Source organism: Microbacterium paraoxydans, from assembly GCF_018224615.1.
Taxonomy (GTDB): Bacteria; Actinomycetota; Actinomycetes; order Actinomycetales; family Microbacteriaceae; genus Microbacterium; species Microbacterium paraoxydans_B.
In genome coordinates, this window is the sequence record NZ_JAGTUK010000001.1 from 1,024,259 (window position 1) to 1,038,913 (window position 14,655).

General features: G+C 73.2%; 12 protein-coding genes. 7 read left to right on the top strand and 5 right to left on the bottom strand.

What is annotated here, in order from left to right:
* Positions 1–48 precede the first annotated feature (48 nt).
* The 7 genes from dhaK (at position 49) to KE274_RS04850 (ending at position 8,231) form a co-directional block, all read left to right on the top strand.
* A complete protein-coding gene (dhaK, locus tag KE274_RS04820; RefSeq protein ID WP_211541501.1) occupies positions 49–1,041 on the top strand; it encodes a dihydroxyacetone kinase subunit DhaK in 993 nt (330 codons plus the stop codon).
* Positions 1,041–1,682: a dihydroxyacetone kinase subunit DhaL gene (gene dhaL, locus KE274_RS04825; protein WP_211541502.1), complete on the top strand. Its 642-nt coding sequence runs from the start codon at positions 1,041–1,043 to the stop codon at positions 1,680–1,682. Before dhaK ends, dhaL begins: the two co-directional genes overlap by 1 nt.
* On the top strand, positions 1,682–4,222 hold the full coding sequence (gene ptsP / locus KE274_RS04830; protein ID WP_211541503.1) for a phosphoenolpyruvate--protein phosphotransferase: 2,541 nt from the start codon (positions 1,682–1,684) through the stop codon (positions 4,220–4,222). Before dhaL ends, ptsP begins: the two co-directional genes overlap by 1 nt.
* A gap of 137 nt (positions 4,223–4,359) precedes the next feature.
* Positions 4,360–5,652, top strand: a complete 1,293-nt coding sequence (locus KE274_RS04835) for a sensor domain-containing protein (RefSeq protein ID WP_211541504.1) — start codon at positions 4,360–4,362, stop codon at positions 5,650–5,652.
* Between the two features lie 118 nt (positions 5,653–5,770).
* A complete protein-coding gene (gene paaI, locus KE274_RS04840; protein ID WP_211541505.1) occupies positions 5,771–6,202 on the top strand; it encodes a hydroxyphenylacetyl-CoA thioesterase PaaI in 432 nt (143 codons plus the stop codon).
* 31 nt (positions 6,203–6,233) lie between these two features.
* A complete protein-coding gene (gene paaK / locus KE274_RS04845) occupies positions 6,234–7,553 on the top strand; it encodes a phenylacetate--CoA ligase PaaK (RefSeq protein ID WP_211541697.1) in 1,320 nt (439 codons plus the stop codon).
* Positions 7,554–7,616: 63 nt separating this feature from the next.
* Complete coding sequence (locus KE274_RS04850; RefSeq protein WP_211541506.1) at positions 7,617–8,231, top strand: TetR/AcrR family transcriptional regulator; 615 nt, start codon at positions 7,617–7,619, stop codon at positions 8,229–8,231.
* 37 nt (positions 8,232–8,268) lie between these two features.
* Here KE274_RS04850 and paaZ read toward each other — a convergent pair whose 3' ends face one another.
* The 5 genes from paaZ to KE274_RS04875 all read right to left on the bottom strand — a co-directional run bounded on the left by paaZ (position 8,269) and on the right by KE274_RS04875 (position 14,617).
* Positions 8,269–10,350: a phenylacetic acid degradation bifunctional protein PaaZ gene (gene paaZ / locus KE274_RS04855; protein ID WP_211541507.1), complete on the bottom strand. Its 2,082-nt coding sequence runs from the start codon at positions 10,348–10,350 to the stop codon at positions 8,269–8,271.
* Positions 10,351–10,364: 14 nt separating this feature from the next.
* Entirely contained in the window at positions 10,365–11,231 is an 867-nt protein-coding gene (locus tag KE274_RS04860) for a 3-hydroxyacyl-CoA dehydrogenase family protein (RefSeq protein WP_211541508.1), read from the bottom strand.
* Entirely contained in the window at positions 11,228–11,983 is a 756-nt protein-coding gene (locus KE274_RS04865) for an enoyl-CoA hydratase/isomerase family protein (protein ID WP_211541509.1), read from the bottom strand. The genes KE274_RS04860 and KE274_RS04865 overlap by 4 nt, the downstream gene beginning before the upstream one ends.
* A complete protein-coding gene (locus tag KE274_RS04870) occupies positions 11,980–13,173 on the bottom strand; it encodes a thiolase family protein (RefSeq protein WP_211541510.1) in 1,194 nt (397 codons plus the stop codon). Before KE274_RS04870 ends, KE274_RS04865 begins: the two co-directional genes overlap by 4 nt.
* 124 nt (positions 13,174–13,297) lie before the next feature.
* Positions 13,298–14,617 (bottom strand): MFS transporter, encoded by a 1,320-nt coding sequence (locus KE274_RS04875; protein ID WP_211541511.1) that lies wholly within the window; start codon positions 14,615–14,617, stop codon positions 13,298–13,300.
* Between the last annotated feature and the right edge of the window lie 38 nt (positions 14,618–14,655).

Below are 14,655 nucleotides of genomic sequence, written 5' to 3' on the forward strand. Positions count from 1 at the left end.
CCTTTCGGATTTTCGCGACAGCCACGATGCATCAAAGGAGATCGCACGATGAAGAAGCTCATCAACGCCCCGGAAGACGTTCTCGTCGAATCCCTGAAGGGCGTCGCCGCCGCTCATCCGGAGCTGTCGGTCGACCTGGAGAACCACGTCATCACCCGGGCTGTGCCCAAGGCGCAGGGCAAGGTCGCGGTCGTCTCGGGCGGTGGCTCCGGGCACGAGCCGCTGCACGGCGGCTACGTGGGCACGGGCATGCTCGACGCGGCGGTCGCGGGAGAGGTCTTCACCTCGCCCACCCCCGACCGCGTGCAGGTGGCCACCCAGGCCGTCGACCGCGGCGCCGGCGTGCTGCACATCGTGAAGAACTACACCGGCGACGTGCTCAACTTCGAGATGGCGGCCGAGCTCGCCTCGATGGAGGGCATCGAGGTCGGCACGGTCGTGGTGGACGACGACGTGGCCGTGCAGGACTCGCTCTACACCGCGGGGCGGCGCGGCGTGGGCCTCACGGTGCTGCTCGAGAAGCTCGTGGGCGCCGCGGCCGAGGAGGGCCGCGATCTGGCCGCCGTCGTCGAACTGGCCAAGCGCATCAACGGACAGGGGCGCTCGATGGGCATGGCCCTCACCAGCTGCACCGTCCCCGCGGCCGGCAAGCCCACGTTCGACCTGCCGGACGACCAGATGGAGATCGGCATCGGCATCCACGGTGAACCGGGGCGGCACCGCGAACCCCTCGCGCCGGCGTCCGAGATCGCGCGCCAGCTCGTCGAGCCGATCCTGGGTGACCTCGACGCCGCCGGCCCCGCGATCGTGATGCTCAACGGCATGGGTGCGACGCCGCTGATCGAGCTGTACCTGATGTACGGCGAGGTCGCGGCGATCCTGGAGAAGTCCGGCGTGCAGATCGCCCGCAACCTGGTCGGCAACTACATCACCTCGCTCGACATGGCCGGCTGCTCCGTCACCGTGCTGAAGGCCGACGACGAGCTGCTGCGCCTGTGGGACGCGCCCGTGGTCACCCCCGGCCTGCGGTGGGGCGCCTGATGGCGGCCGTCGACACCGCCGTGCTGGCGGACTGGATCACGCGCTACCGCGACGCCGTCACGGCGCAGCGGGACTGGCTCACCGAGCTCGACTCCGCGATCGGCGACGCCGACCACGGGGCCAACATGGCCCGTGGCTTCGCGGCCGTGGGCGACAAGCTCGCCTTGGGGACCCCCGCCACGGTCGACGAGCTGCTGAAGACCGTCGGCATGACGCTCGTGAGCTCGGTCGGCGGGGCGAGCGGACCCCTGTACGGCACGTTCTTCCTGCGCATGGGCATGTCCGCCGGAGCGGTGGCCGAGCTGGACGGGCCCGGGCTCGCCGCCGCGCTGCGCGCCGGGCTGGAAGGCATCGTGGCGCGCGGCAAGCCGGAAGCGGGCGACAAGACCATGTTCGACGCGATGGCCCCCGCGGTGGATGCGTTCGATGCGGCGCTCGCCGGAGAGGCTTCCATGAGCGACGCGGCGCGCGCGGCCGCGGAGGCGGCGGCCGTGGGACGGGACGCCACGCTCGACCTCGTTGCGCGCAAGGGTCGCGCCAGCTACCTCGGCGAACGCAGCGCGGGGCACCTCGACCCGGGCGCGGCCTCCACCGCGCTCCTGTTCGAGACGCTCGCGGCGGCGATCGCGGACAGCGCCTGATGATCGGCATCGTCGCCGTCTCCCACAGCGCCCGGCTCGGGGAGGCGGCGCTCGAGCTCGCCCTCCAGATGGTGCCGGGTGGAGGCGTACGGGTCGACGTCGCGGCGGGCGCGGGGGTCGACGCGGACGGCACGCCCGTGCTCGGGACCGACGCGGTGGCCGTGGCGACCGCGATCGACGCGGTCGCGGCGGACTGCGACGGCGTGCTCGTGCTCATGGATCTCGGGTCGGCGGTGCTGAGCGCCGAGCTCGCCCTCGAGTTGCGAGCGAGCGACGTGCCGGTGCGCCTGGCGCCTGCGCCCTTCGTGGAGGGGCTGCTCGCGGCCGTGGTCGCCGCGGCGGCGGGAGCCGACCTCGATGCCGTGGCGGCGGAGGCCTCCGGCGCGCTGGCCGCCAAGAGCGGACAGCTCGGGGAAGCGGACGATGTCGCTGCCGGTGCAGGTGCGGGCACCGCCGATGCGGGCGCGGGCGGTGCGGACACGGGCGGTGCGGACGTGGGTGAGGCCTCCGAGGACGCCGTCGTGCGCCGGGTGACGGTGCGCAACCCGCTGGGCATCCACGCGCGGCCCGCGGCGCTGATCGCGGAGGCGGCCGCGGGGGCGGACGTGCGGCTGCGGCGGCTCCCGGACGGGATCGAGGCCTCGGCGGCGAGCCTCACCCGGTTGCTCGCCCTCGGGGCACGGCGGGGCACGGACTTCGAGCTGATCGGACGGGGACCCGGTGCCGCAGAGGCCGTGGAGCGCCTGGCCGCGTTGTTCGATGACGGCTTCGGCGAGGGCACAGAGGAAGCGCGGGGGGAGGCGACAGAGAGCGTACGACCGACCCCCGGCGGAGGAGCCGCTGCGGCCGACACCGGCGCCCCGGTCGCGATCGAGCCCGGTGCCGTGCTGCGCGGGCGCGGCGTGAGCCCCGGTCGGGTCGCGGGGCCTGTCGTGCACGTGGCGCCGCCGCTGCCCGAGCCCGACGCCGGCACCGTGATCCCGCCGGACCAGCGCGACGCCGAGGTCTCCGCGATCGAATGGGCCGCGGTGGCCGTGGCCGACCAGCTGCGCTCGCGCACGGCGCAGGCGACGGGCGAGGCCCGAGCGATCCTCGACGCCTCCCGGCTCCTGGCGTCCGACCCGGAGCTCGTGTCGGAGGCGACCGCGCTCGTGCGGACGAAGGGGCGCACGGCCGCGCGGGCGGTCTGGGAGACCGCCGCGGCGCACGAGCAGGCTCTCGTCGCCCTGGGAGGACGGATGGCCGAACGGGCCGCGGACATCCGCGACGTGCGGGACCGCATCATCGCCGAGATCCTGCGGGTGGACATGCCGGGCGTGCCCGACCGCGAGGAGCCGTTCGTGCTGGTGGCCACGGACCTGTCGCCGGCCGATACGGCGACGCTCGACGGCGGTCACTGCATCGCGCTGGTGACCGAGCAGGGCGGTCCGACCTCGCACACCGCGATCATCGCGCGGTCGCTGGGGCTGCCCGCCGTGGTGGGCCTGTCGGGGGCACTCGAGATCGCCGAGGGGACCGCTGTGCTGGTGGACGGCGAGCGCGGAACCGTGACGGTCGAACCGGGCGAGGCCGAGGTGGCGTCGGCGCGCGCGGCCTCCACGGTGGTGCGGTTCGACGGCCGCGGACGCCTCGGCGACGGACACCGCGTGCCGCTGCTCGCGAACGTCGGCGGTGCGGCGGATGCGACGACGGCGGCGTCGGCGCACGCGGAGGGCGTCGGCCTGTTCCGCACCGAGTTCTGCTTCCTCAACCGGGTCGAGGCGCCGACGATCGACGAGCAGGTGGCGGCTTACCGTGGCGTGCTGGCCGCGTTCCCCGGACGCAAGGTGGTCGTGCGCACGCTCGACGCGGGGAGCGACAAGCCGCTGCCGTTCGCGAACGCGGACGAGGAGGACAACCCGGCGCTGGGGGTGCGCGGTCTGCGCATCGCTCGCCGGAATCCGGCCCTGCTCGATGACCAGCTGCGCGCGCTCGCGCGAGCCGCGGACGCGGAGTCCGCCGAGGTCGAGGTCATGGCGCCCATGGTCGCCACGGTGGACGAGGCGGCCGGGTTCGCCGAGCGCTGCCGGGCGGCGGGGCTCGACCGCGTCGGCATCATGATCGAGACCCCGGCGGCCGCCCTGCTCGCAGCCGAACTGTTCGCGGTGGTCGACTTCGTGAGCCTGGGCACCAACGATCTCGCGCAGTACACGATGGCGGCCGATCGGCTGCTCAGCGACCTGGGCGAGCTGAACGACCCGTGGCAGCCGGCGGTGCTGCGCCTGATCGGCCTGGTCGGCGCTGCGGGACGTGCCGCGGGCAAACCCGTGGGCGTGTGCGGAGAGGCCGGCGGTGACGCCGCACTGGCCCCGGTCCTGGTGGGCCTCGGGGTGACCTCGCTGTCGATGACGCCGCGCTCGCTCGGACGGGTCGCCGCCGCTCTGGACGCCGTCACGAGCGAGGAGTGCCGGCGAGCGGCGGACGCCGCGCGGGGTGCTGCGACGGCGGTCGCCGCGCGGGAGGCGGCGGCTCGAGTGCTGTCCGAGACGGGCGAACGCTGACGTACGCATGCCGTTGACGGCATGCGATCCGTCTCATTCTGATATCGGTATGTTGCGGACGTCTCCGCGTGCCCCTTCGGCCACTACGGTGGCCGCAGGGGGGCCCAATCTGGGCGCACGCGAGGACAGGAGGGGTCATGGTCGCCATGACGCTGCACACGAGGAAGAACAGGCGAGCCGGCGTGCTCGCCGCGGTCATGGCGGGGGTACTGCTGGCGGTGCCGGCGTGCGCGTCCGACCCGGAGGCCGGGCCCAGTCCGAGCCCGTCGACCCCGGCCGAGACGCCCGATCCCTACACCGGTCCGCTCACCTTCGTGGGCGACGAGCTCGACGCGTTCGCCCTCACGCCCGAGGAGATCGCGACCCTGCTGCCCGGCGCTCCCGCGGGCGCGCTGACCGACGAGCTGGTGCAGTACTCCGACGGCGGCGGTCCGACGTTCGACCCCGCGGTGTGCGTGCTGTTCCTGACCGAGACCTCGATGCGCAGCGTCGGCGCGCGCACCGTGCCGATGGTCGACGCCCAGGACACCGCGAACAGCGGCAGGCAGGAGATCCTGCAGTTCGGGAGCGTCGAGGTCGCGGCCGAGCGCATGGACCAGCTCCTGTCGACGGTGGACGCGTGCGCGCAGTTCGACGCGCAGGGCCCTGGCTCCTTCGTCTCCGCGACGGCGCCGGAGAGCGAGGGCGTGCGTGCCTTCGCCGGCACGTTCGAGCTGACGTCGTCCGGCACCACGTGGCGCGCGCACCACGCGTTCGCCGCCGTGGGCAACGTGATCGTGCACCTGTCGCAGCCGTCCGCCGGCGACGAGGAGTTCGACGCGGAGGGGGCGGCGACGCTGCTGCGCGACCGTGCCGTCGAGGCGAAGGAGGCGCTCGTCGCCGAGCTCACCGCGCACCCGCCCGTGACCGAGACGCCGACTCCGGCCGACGCGAGCGCGCCGTGGAGCGAGTGGGAGATCACGACCACCGGGGTGGGCCCGCTCGTGTTCGGCACGGATCGCGAGACCGTGATCGCGGCGGTGCCCGGTGCCACGCTGCAGGAGGACGACTGGTCGACCACGCACGCGCGCCTCATCAGTGCGGACGGCGCCTCGTCGGTGGTGCTGCACTGGACGGAGGACGGCGGGACGCTGACGGCCGTGACGGTCGGCATCGCGAACATGCAGGGGGACACCGAGCCGGACGGCGCTGCTCTCCCGGCGGCGGGCGATGTGCGGATCGGGGCACCGCTCGCGGACGTCGTGGCGGCGTTCCCCGAGGGCACCCGGCTGCACGTGGTCTCCTCGGGTGAGTACTTCTACGAGTGGGCGGCGCGCGACGGCGGAGTGCTGCGGTTCCGCCTCGACCGGGACTTCGCCGATCCGGCTGCCGTCGTCACGGGCGTGACGGCCGAGGACGCGAAGCTCACGCCGCCGCTGGCGGTCGAGTGAGCGCGGCTCCCGGTGGGTCTCGGGAGCCGGGACTGTCTTACTGACCGATCGTTCAGTTAGTATGAGTGGGCGGGACGCTGGCGTCCCGCCCACTTTGTGCGCGACGAGGAGGTCGGCGATGACGGATGTGACGACGGAAGAGACCGCCGCGGACGTGCGGCCCAACCGCGCCATGATGGCCAGGGACCGCGCGGCCGGGTTGCTCGGCCTCGTCGTGGAGCGCGACGACCCCGGCCACGCCGTCGTCTCGATGCGGGTGCGCGACGACATGACCAACGGCTTCCGCATCACCCACGGCGGCTTCGTGTTCGCGCTCGCCGACACGGCCTTCGCGATCGCCTGCAACGAGGACGAGCGGGTCACGGTCGCGGCCGGCGCCGACATCGCCTTCCTCAAGCCGACCGTCGCCGGGCAGACGCTCACCGCCACGGCTGTGCGCCGTACCCGCACCGGGCGATCCGGGATCTACGACGTGACGGTGGTCGACGAGCAGGGCGACACCGTCGCCGAGTTCCGCGGACGCTCGCGCACCACACCCCAGACCCACTGACACCCGCCGAACCCGAGGAGCCCCCGTGTCGATGACGACCGCCCCCGCCTCCGCCCTCCGCCCGCCGTCCCTCGAGGAGCTCGACCCCGAGGAGCGCCTGAGCCGCCCCGAGCTCGAGCGCCTGCAGCTCGAGCGCCTGCAGTGGACCGTGCGGCACGCCTACAGCCGCGTCCCGCTGTACACGCGCAAGTTCGACGAGGCGGGCGTGCACCCCGACGACATCCGCTCGCTCGACGACGTGCGGCGACTGCCCTTCACGACCAAGGACGACCTGCGCGAGACGTACCCGTTCGGGATGTTCGCGGTGCCCATGGACGAGGTCGCCCGCATCCACGCCTCCAGCGGCACCACCGGCCGCCCGACCGTGGTCGGCTACACCCGCGGCGACCTCGACCGGTGGGGCTCGCTCGTGGCGCGGTCGCTGCGCGCGAGCGGCATCCGGCGCGGCATGAAGGTGCACAACGCGTACGGCTACGGGCTGTTCACGGGAGGGCTCGGCGCGCACGCGGGCATCGAGGCGCTCGGAGCGACCGTGATCCCGATGTCGGGCGGCCAGACCGCGCGGCAGGTGCAGCTGATCCGCGACTTCGAACCGGATGCCATCCTGTGCACGCCGAGCTACCTGCTCACGATCGCCGACGCCATGGTCGCGCAGGGCATCGACCCGCGGTCCACGTCGCTCAAGGTCGCGGTGCTCGGCGCCGAGCCGTGGACCAACGAGATGCGGCGCGAGCTGGAGCTGCGCCTCGGCCTCGACGCGCTCGACATCTTCGGCCTGAGCGAGGTGATGGGGCCGGGCGTGGGCAACGAGTGCCTGGAGACCAAGGACGGCCCGCACCTGTGGGAGGACCACTTCCTGCCCGAGGTGATCGACGGCGACACGCTCGACGCCCTGCCGGACGGGGAGCGCGGCGAGCTCGTGTTCACCTCGCTCACGAAGGAGGCGTTCCCCGTGATCCGCTACCGCACGCGCGACATCACCCGGCTGCTGCCCGGCACGGCGCGACCCGGCATGCGGCGCATGGAGAAGGTGACCGGCCGCAACGACGACATGATCATCCTGCGCGGAGTGAACCTGTTCCCGACGCAGATCGAGGAGCTCGTGCTCGGCATCGAGCAGCTCACGCCGCACTTCATCCTGGAGCTGTCGAAGGAGGGCCGCATGGATGCGCTGACCGTGCGCATCGAGCGGCACCCCGAGCTGTCGGTCGAGACGTGCCAGGCGGCCGCGGAGGTGCTGGCGCAGCGCATCAAGGTGTTCGTCGGTTCCACCGTCGCGGTGCGCCTGGAGGAGCCGGGCGCTCTGCCGCGCAGCGAGGGCAAGTACAAGCGCGTCTACGATCTGCGCTGACACGCGTCCCCGGAGCGCGCCGCCTGCGCGGGCGGCGGGCGTGGCGATGGGAGACTGAGGGTGATGTCCGAGATGCAGACCACGCGGCGCGGCCGCCCCGGGTACGACCAGCAGGGGATCCTCGACGTGGCCGTCGCCGCGTTCATCGAGCACGGCTACGACGCCACATCGATCGGCCGGCTGGCGGAACGCCTCGGGCTGTCGAAGTCGGCGATCTACCACCACTTCGCCTCGAAGGACGAGATCCTCGACCGCGCGCTCGACGCCGCCCTGGGCGGGCTGGAGGCCGTGGTCGACGCCCCGCCGCCCGCGCCGGACGGAGCGGGGGAGCCCGCGGCCGTCGCCCGCCTGGAACACGTGCTGCGCGGTGCCGTGCACGTGCTCGTGGAGCAGCTCCCGGCCGTGACGCTGCTGCTGCGCGTGCGCGGCAACACCGACGTCGAGCGCCGCGCCCTCACCCGCCGCCGGGCGTTCGACCGTCGCATCACCGCGCTCGTGGTGGAGGCGCAGGCGGAGGGTTCGCTGCGCTCCGATATCGACGCCGCCGTGGTCGCCCGGCTCACGTTCGGCATGATCAACTCGATCGTGGAGTGGTACCGCCCGGGCGGACGGGAGGGCGCGGACCGCCTCGCGGACGACGTGGTCGCGATCGCCCTGGACGGCCTGCGGAAGCGCTGAGGCGCCAGACCCTGGTCCCGTCCGGCGCCCCGAGCGGTCAGGCGGCGGCGAGCTCCTTGGCCACGAGCGTGAGCACGTCGTAGGTCGCCACGATCTCGTCGTCCTGGTTCTTCAGCACGGCATCCCACCGCACCTCGCCGTACTCGTCGGTCTCGCGCGGCGTGATCTGCTTCGCGGTGAGCTCCACCCGGATCTCGTCCCCGGGGGACACGGGCGTCACGAAGCGCAGGTTCTCCAGGCCGGAGTTCGCCAGCACCGGGCCCGGCGCCGGGTCGACGAAGAGTCCGGCCGCCCACGACACCAGCAGGTAGCCGTGCGCCACCCGGCCGGGGAAGAACGGGTTCGCCGCGGCGGACTCCTCGTCCATGTGCGCGTAGAACGTGTCGCCCGTGAAGGCCGCGAACGTCTCGATGTCCTCGAGGGTCACGGTGCGCGAGGGGCTCGCCACCTGATCGCCGATCCGCAGCTCGGCCAGCGACTTGCGGAACGGGTGCACGCCGTCGTTCGCCTCGAACGGTCGCGCCGCCGCCCCCTGATGCCACACGCCCGTGAGCGCCGTCATCATCTCGGGCGAGCCCTGCACCGCGGTGCGCTGCATGTGGTGCAGCACCGCGCGGATGCCGCCGAGCTCCTCACCGCCGCCCGCGCGACCGGGGCCCCCGTGCACGAGGTTCGGCAGCGGGGACCCGTGCCCCGTGGAGCTGCGCGCGTCGTCGCGGTCGAGGAACAGCACGCGGCCGTTGTACGCGGCGATGCCCGCGGCGAGAGTGGTCGCGACCTCGGGGTCGTGCGTGGCGACGCTCGTCACGAGCGAGCCGCCGCCCCTGGCCACGAGCGCCGCGGCCTCCGCGAGCGACCGGTACCCGAGGATGCTCGACACCGGGCCGAACGCCTCGATCTCGTTCACCGCGGGGCTCTGCGCGTCCGCGAAGCGCAGCAGCATCGGGGTCACGAACGCGCCGTCGGGGGCCGGGCCCTCCGTGCCGTCGCCGCGACGCACGGCCGGAGCCTCGGTCGAGCCGATCACGAGCTCGCCGCCGCCGTCCCGCAGCCTGGTCACCTGCCGCAGCACCTCGTCGCGCTGGGCGGTCGACGCGAGCGGTCCCATCGTCACGCCCTCCGCCCGCGGGTCGCCCACGACGATCCGCTCGGCGAGGCGCGCGCGCACGGCCGCGATCACGTCGTCCACGGCGTCCTCCGGCACGATCGCGCGCCGGATCGCGGTGCACTTCTGCCCGGCCTTCGACGTCATCTCCGCCACGAGCTGCTTCACGTAGGCGTCGAACTCCGGGGTCCCGGCGACCGCGTCGGTGCCGAGGATGGAGGCGTTGATCGAGTCGGTCTCGCTCGTGAAGCGCACACCGCCGGTCTGCACCGCGTCGTGCGCGCGCAGCCGCTCGGCCGTGGACGCCGAGCCGGTGAACGCCACCAGGTCGCCCAGCCGCAGGTGCGCGAACAGCTCGGGCACGCTGCCCGACACCAGTTGCAGCGACCCCTCGGGCAGCAGCCCGGACTCGACCATGATGCGCACCATCGCCTCGGTCACGTAGCCCGTGGGGGTGGCCGGCTTGACCACCGTGGGCACGCCGGCGAGGAAGGCCGGGGCGAACTTCTCCAGCGACCCCCACACCGGGAAGTTGAACGCGTTGATCTGCACCGCCACCCCGGGCAGGCGCGTGTAGATGTGCCGTCCGAGGAACGAGCCGTCCCGCGACAGGTTCTCCACCGCGCCGTCGACGTACACCTTCGCGTTGGGCAGCTCGCGGCGGCCCTTGCTGGAGTAGGCGAACAGCACGCCGATGCCGCCGTCGATGTCGACCCACGAGTCCTGCGTGGTGGCGCCCGTGCGGCTCGACAGCGCGTACAGCTCCTGCTTGCGTTCGGTCAGCGCGAGCGCGAGCTTCTTCAGCAGCACGGCGCGCTGGTGGAACGTGAGCTCGCCGAGCGACGCCTGGCCCGCGGTGCGCGCGTGGTCGAGCACCGCCGCGAGGTCGAGCCCCGCGGTCGATACGCGGGCGACGACCTCTCCCGTCGAGGCGTCGCGCACCTCGGCGGCGTCGGCGTCGGACGACGGCGTCCACCAGGCGCCGCGCACGTAGCTGGGCAGGATCTCGGTCATTGGGGTTCCCTTCATCAGTCGTCCCATTCGTAGAAGCCGCGTCCGCTCTTGCGGCCGAGCGCGCCCTCCGCCACGAGTCGTCGCAGCAGCGCGGGCGGCTCGAACCGGGGACCCAGCTGCGCGGCGAGGTACTCCGCGATGCCGAGCCGCACGTCGAGCCCCACGAGGTCGGTGAGCCGGAGCGGACCCACCGGGTGCTTGTAGCCGAGGGTCATGGCGGCGTCGATGTCCTCCGCCGACGCGACGCCGTCCTCCAGCATCCGGATCGCCTCCAGGCCGAGTGCCACGCCGAGCCGCGACGACGCGAAGCCGGGCGCGTCGGCCACCACGACCGGGGTCTTGCCGAGCGCGCCCACCCAGCCGCGGGCGTCGTCGACGAGGGCGTCATCGGTCGCGGCGCCGCGCACGATCTCGACCAGGGCCGAGGCGGGCACCGGGTTGAAGAAGTGCAGCCCGAGGAAGCGGGAGGGGCGGTCGAGCACGGCGGCGAGCTCGCCGATCGCGATCGACGACGTGTTGGAGGCCAGGGCGGCCGCGGGGGAAAGGTGCGCCTCGACGCGGGCGAGCGCCTCGGTCTTGAGCGCGATGTCTTCCGGGACGGCCTCGACCACGAGACCGCAGTCGGCGAACAGGGCCGCATCGGTGCCGGTGGCGAAGCGGCCGCGGTACGCGTCGGCCGTGTCGCCGGCGGTGCCTCGGGAGATCGAGGCGTCGACCGAGGCGAGCACGCGCGACCCGGCCGCGTCCGCCGCCGCGTCGTCGCGTTCGACCACGGTCACGTGCGCGCCGGCGAGCAGGAACGCGTGCGCGATGCCCGCGCCCATGCGGCCGCCGCCGAGCACGCCCACGCGGCCGGGCGTGGCGGGAGTCGTGGGGGTCATCGGGTCCTCCGCTCCAGGAAGTCGGTCATGCGGCGGTACTTCTCCGGGCTCTCGAACAGCACGGACTGCGCTTCCGAGTCGACCGCGGGGTGCTGGTCGCGCGGGGCGCGGAACACCCGCTTCGTGGCGATCGTGGCGGCGCGGTCGTTGCGGGCGATGCGGTCGGCGAGTGCGTGCGCGGCGCCGAGCAGTGCCTCCGGCTCGTGCAGCGCCGAGACGAGCCCGATCCGCAGCGCCTCTTCGGCCTCGACCGTGCGTCCTGTGAGCAGCAGCTCGATGGCCCTCGCGTCGCCCACGATCTCCTTGAGGCGCCACGTGGCGCCCGCCGCGGCGATGATGCCGAGCCCCGTCTCCGGGTTGCCGATGCGCAGCGCGGGGGTGGCGATGCGGATGTCGGCGGCGTACGCGAGTTCCGCCCCGCCGCCCAGGGCGTAGCCGTCGATCGCGGCGATCACGGGCATCGGCAGCTCGGCCAGCCGGACGAACGCGGTGGCGTTGATGCCGCGGAGCGCATCGGCAGCGCGTCGCTCCCGCAGCTGCGCGATGTCGGCTCCCGCGGCGAACACGCCGTCGGCTCCCGTGAGGATCAGGGTCTTCGGCGTGTGCTCCAGCTCGGCGCACAGGGCGTGCAGCGCGTCGATCGTGGCCTGGTCGATCGCGTTGCGCTTGTGCGGGCGGTGCAGGGTCGCGACAACGCGGTCGTCGTGGTGCTCGACCAGCAGCGGGGCGTCGACGTCCGGGGATGCGGTCATCGCACGGCCTCCAGGATCGTGGCGGTGCCCTGGCCGACGCCCACGCACATCGTGGCCAGACCGTAGCGCGACCCCTCCCGCTCCATGCGGCCCATCAGCGTCACCAGCAGCCGCGACCCGGACGACCCGAGCGGGTGACCGAGCGCGATCGCGCCGCCGTCGGCGTTGACGCGCGACTCGTCCAGCCCCAGGCGGCGGATGCACGCGATCGACTGCGACGCGAAGGCCTCGTTCAGCTCGATCGAGCCGAGGTCGCCGAGCGACAGCCCGGAGCGGCGCAGCGCCTTCTCGGTCGCGGGGACGGGACCGAGGCCCATGACCTCCGGTGCGAGTCCGGCCGAGGTGCCGACGACGATGCGCGCCCGTGGGGTGAGCCCGTAGCGCTCGACCGCGGCGGCGCTGGCCACCACGACGGCCGAGGCCCCGTCGTTGAGCGCGCTGGAGTTGCCCGCGGTCACGACCTCGCCGCCCGCGACCACGGGGCGCAGCCGGGCCAGCACCTCCAGGGTCGTGTCGGGGCGGGGGCCCTCGTCCACCAGGACCTCGCCGTCGCGCACCGGCACCCCGACGATCTCGGGGGCGAAGCGTCCGGCGGCGACGGCGGCGGCCGCGCGCTCCTGCGACCGCACCGCGAACGCGTCGGCCTCGGCGCGGGTGATGCCGTCCACGCGCGCGATCTCCTCCGCGGTCTCGGGCATCGTGAACGTGGCCTTGTCGCGGGCGACGAGCCGCGGGTTGGGGAAGCGCCAGCCGATCGAGGTGTCGAACGCGGCGCCGGGCTTGGCCCATGCCTTCTCGGGCTTGGCCTGCACCCACGGGGCGCGGGTCATCGACTCCACGCCGCCCGCCACGATCAGGTCGGCGTCGCCCGCGCGGATGGCCTGCGCGGCCATGGTCACGGCGGACATGCCGGAGGCGCACAGCCGGTTGACGGTGATTCCGGGGACCGTGTCGGGGAGGCCGGCGAGCAGCACGGCCATGCGGGCGACGTTGCGGTTGTCCTCGCCGGCCTGGTTGGCGGCGCCGAGGATGACCTCGTCGAGCTCGGCGGACGCGGGGTCGAGCCCGGCGCGGCGCACGGCTTCGCCGACCACGAGGGCGGCCAGGTCGTCGGGGCGGACCGTGGAGAGGGCTCCGCCGTAGCGCCCGACCGGCGTGCGCACGCCTCCGACGAGATAGGCCTCTGGCATGCGGGTCTCCTGACGTCGTCGTCCTGGGGTGGTCCGGGGGAGCGGCCGGCCGTGAATTACTGACCGATCGTAAGGTAATTATGGCACAGGCGCACGGCCGGCCGCGATCCCGGATCCCCGCGGGTCAGACCGAGAGGTCCACGCCCTTCGTCTCCCTCACCAGCGAGACCCCGATGAGCGAGATGATCGAGGCGATCGCGATGTAGAGGCCGATCGTCCATGCCGCGTGGAACTGGTTCAGCAGCGATTCGGCGATCATCGGTGCGAACGCGCCGCCGAGGATCGCGCCGAGGGCGTAGCCGATCGAGACGCCCGAGTAGCGCACGTTCGCCGGGAACATCTCCGCGTACAGCGCCGCCTGCGGTCCGTACGACAGTCCGAGCGCGAACGTCATCACGAACAGCGCCACGAAGTACCAGACGATGTTCGCCGTGTCGATCAGGAACCACATCGGGATCGCCCACACCGCGAGCGCGACGTAGCCGATCTGGAACGTGCGGATGCGACCGAGCCGGTCGGACAGGTGCCCGCCCCACAGGGTGAAGATGAGCCAGCCGAACGACGCCAGCGTGGTCGCGAGCAGCACCGGCGGACGGTCCATGCCGAGGGCCGTGACGGCGTACGTGGCGAAGAAGGCGATGAGCAGGTAGCCCGCGGCGTTGTTCGCGATGAAGATCACGGCCGTGAGTACGACCTGCTTGGTGTTCGACCGGAACAGCTGGCCGAGCGGGGCCGAGGCCTCCTTGCGGCGACGGCGCAGGTCTTCGAACACCGGGCTCTCATCGACCGCGCGCCGGATCACGTAGCCGACCGCGATCAGCGCGATCGACAGCAGGAACGGGATGCGCCAGCCCCACTCGAGGAACGCCTCGGGCGACATCGAGCTCGTCAGTGCCCACAGTGTGAACGTGGCGAGGATCATGCCGACCGGCACGCCGATCTGCGGGAAGGCGCCGAACAGGCCGCGCCGCGCCGTGGGGGCGTGCTCGACCGCCATGAGCGCCGCGCCGCCCCACTCGCCGCCGGCGGAGAAGCCCTGCAGGATGCGGAGCAGGATGAGCAGGATCGGCGCGGCGACGCCGATCGCGGCGTAGGTCGGCAGCAGGCCGATCAGCGAGGTGGACAGGCCCATCATGACGAGCGTGAACACGAGCATCTTCTTGCGGCCCAGCTTGTCGCCCAGGTGCCCGGCGACGATCGCGCCGAGCGGGCGGAACAGGAACGAGATGCCGATCGTGGCGAACGACAGGACCTGGGCGAGCCCCGGGCTGGACTCCGCGATGGGGGCGAGGAAGAGCGGGGCGAGCACGAGGCCGGCGGCCTGCGCGTAGATGAAGAAGTCGTACCACTCGATGGAGGTGCCCACGAGGGTGCCCGCGAGCACCCGGCGCTCTTCGGCGGGCATCCTTCCGGTGGACGAGGCGGCAGCGGTGGCTGAGGTCATGCGAACTCCGTTGTTCTGCGTCGGGTGAGACGGCGCGG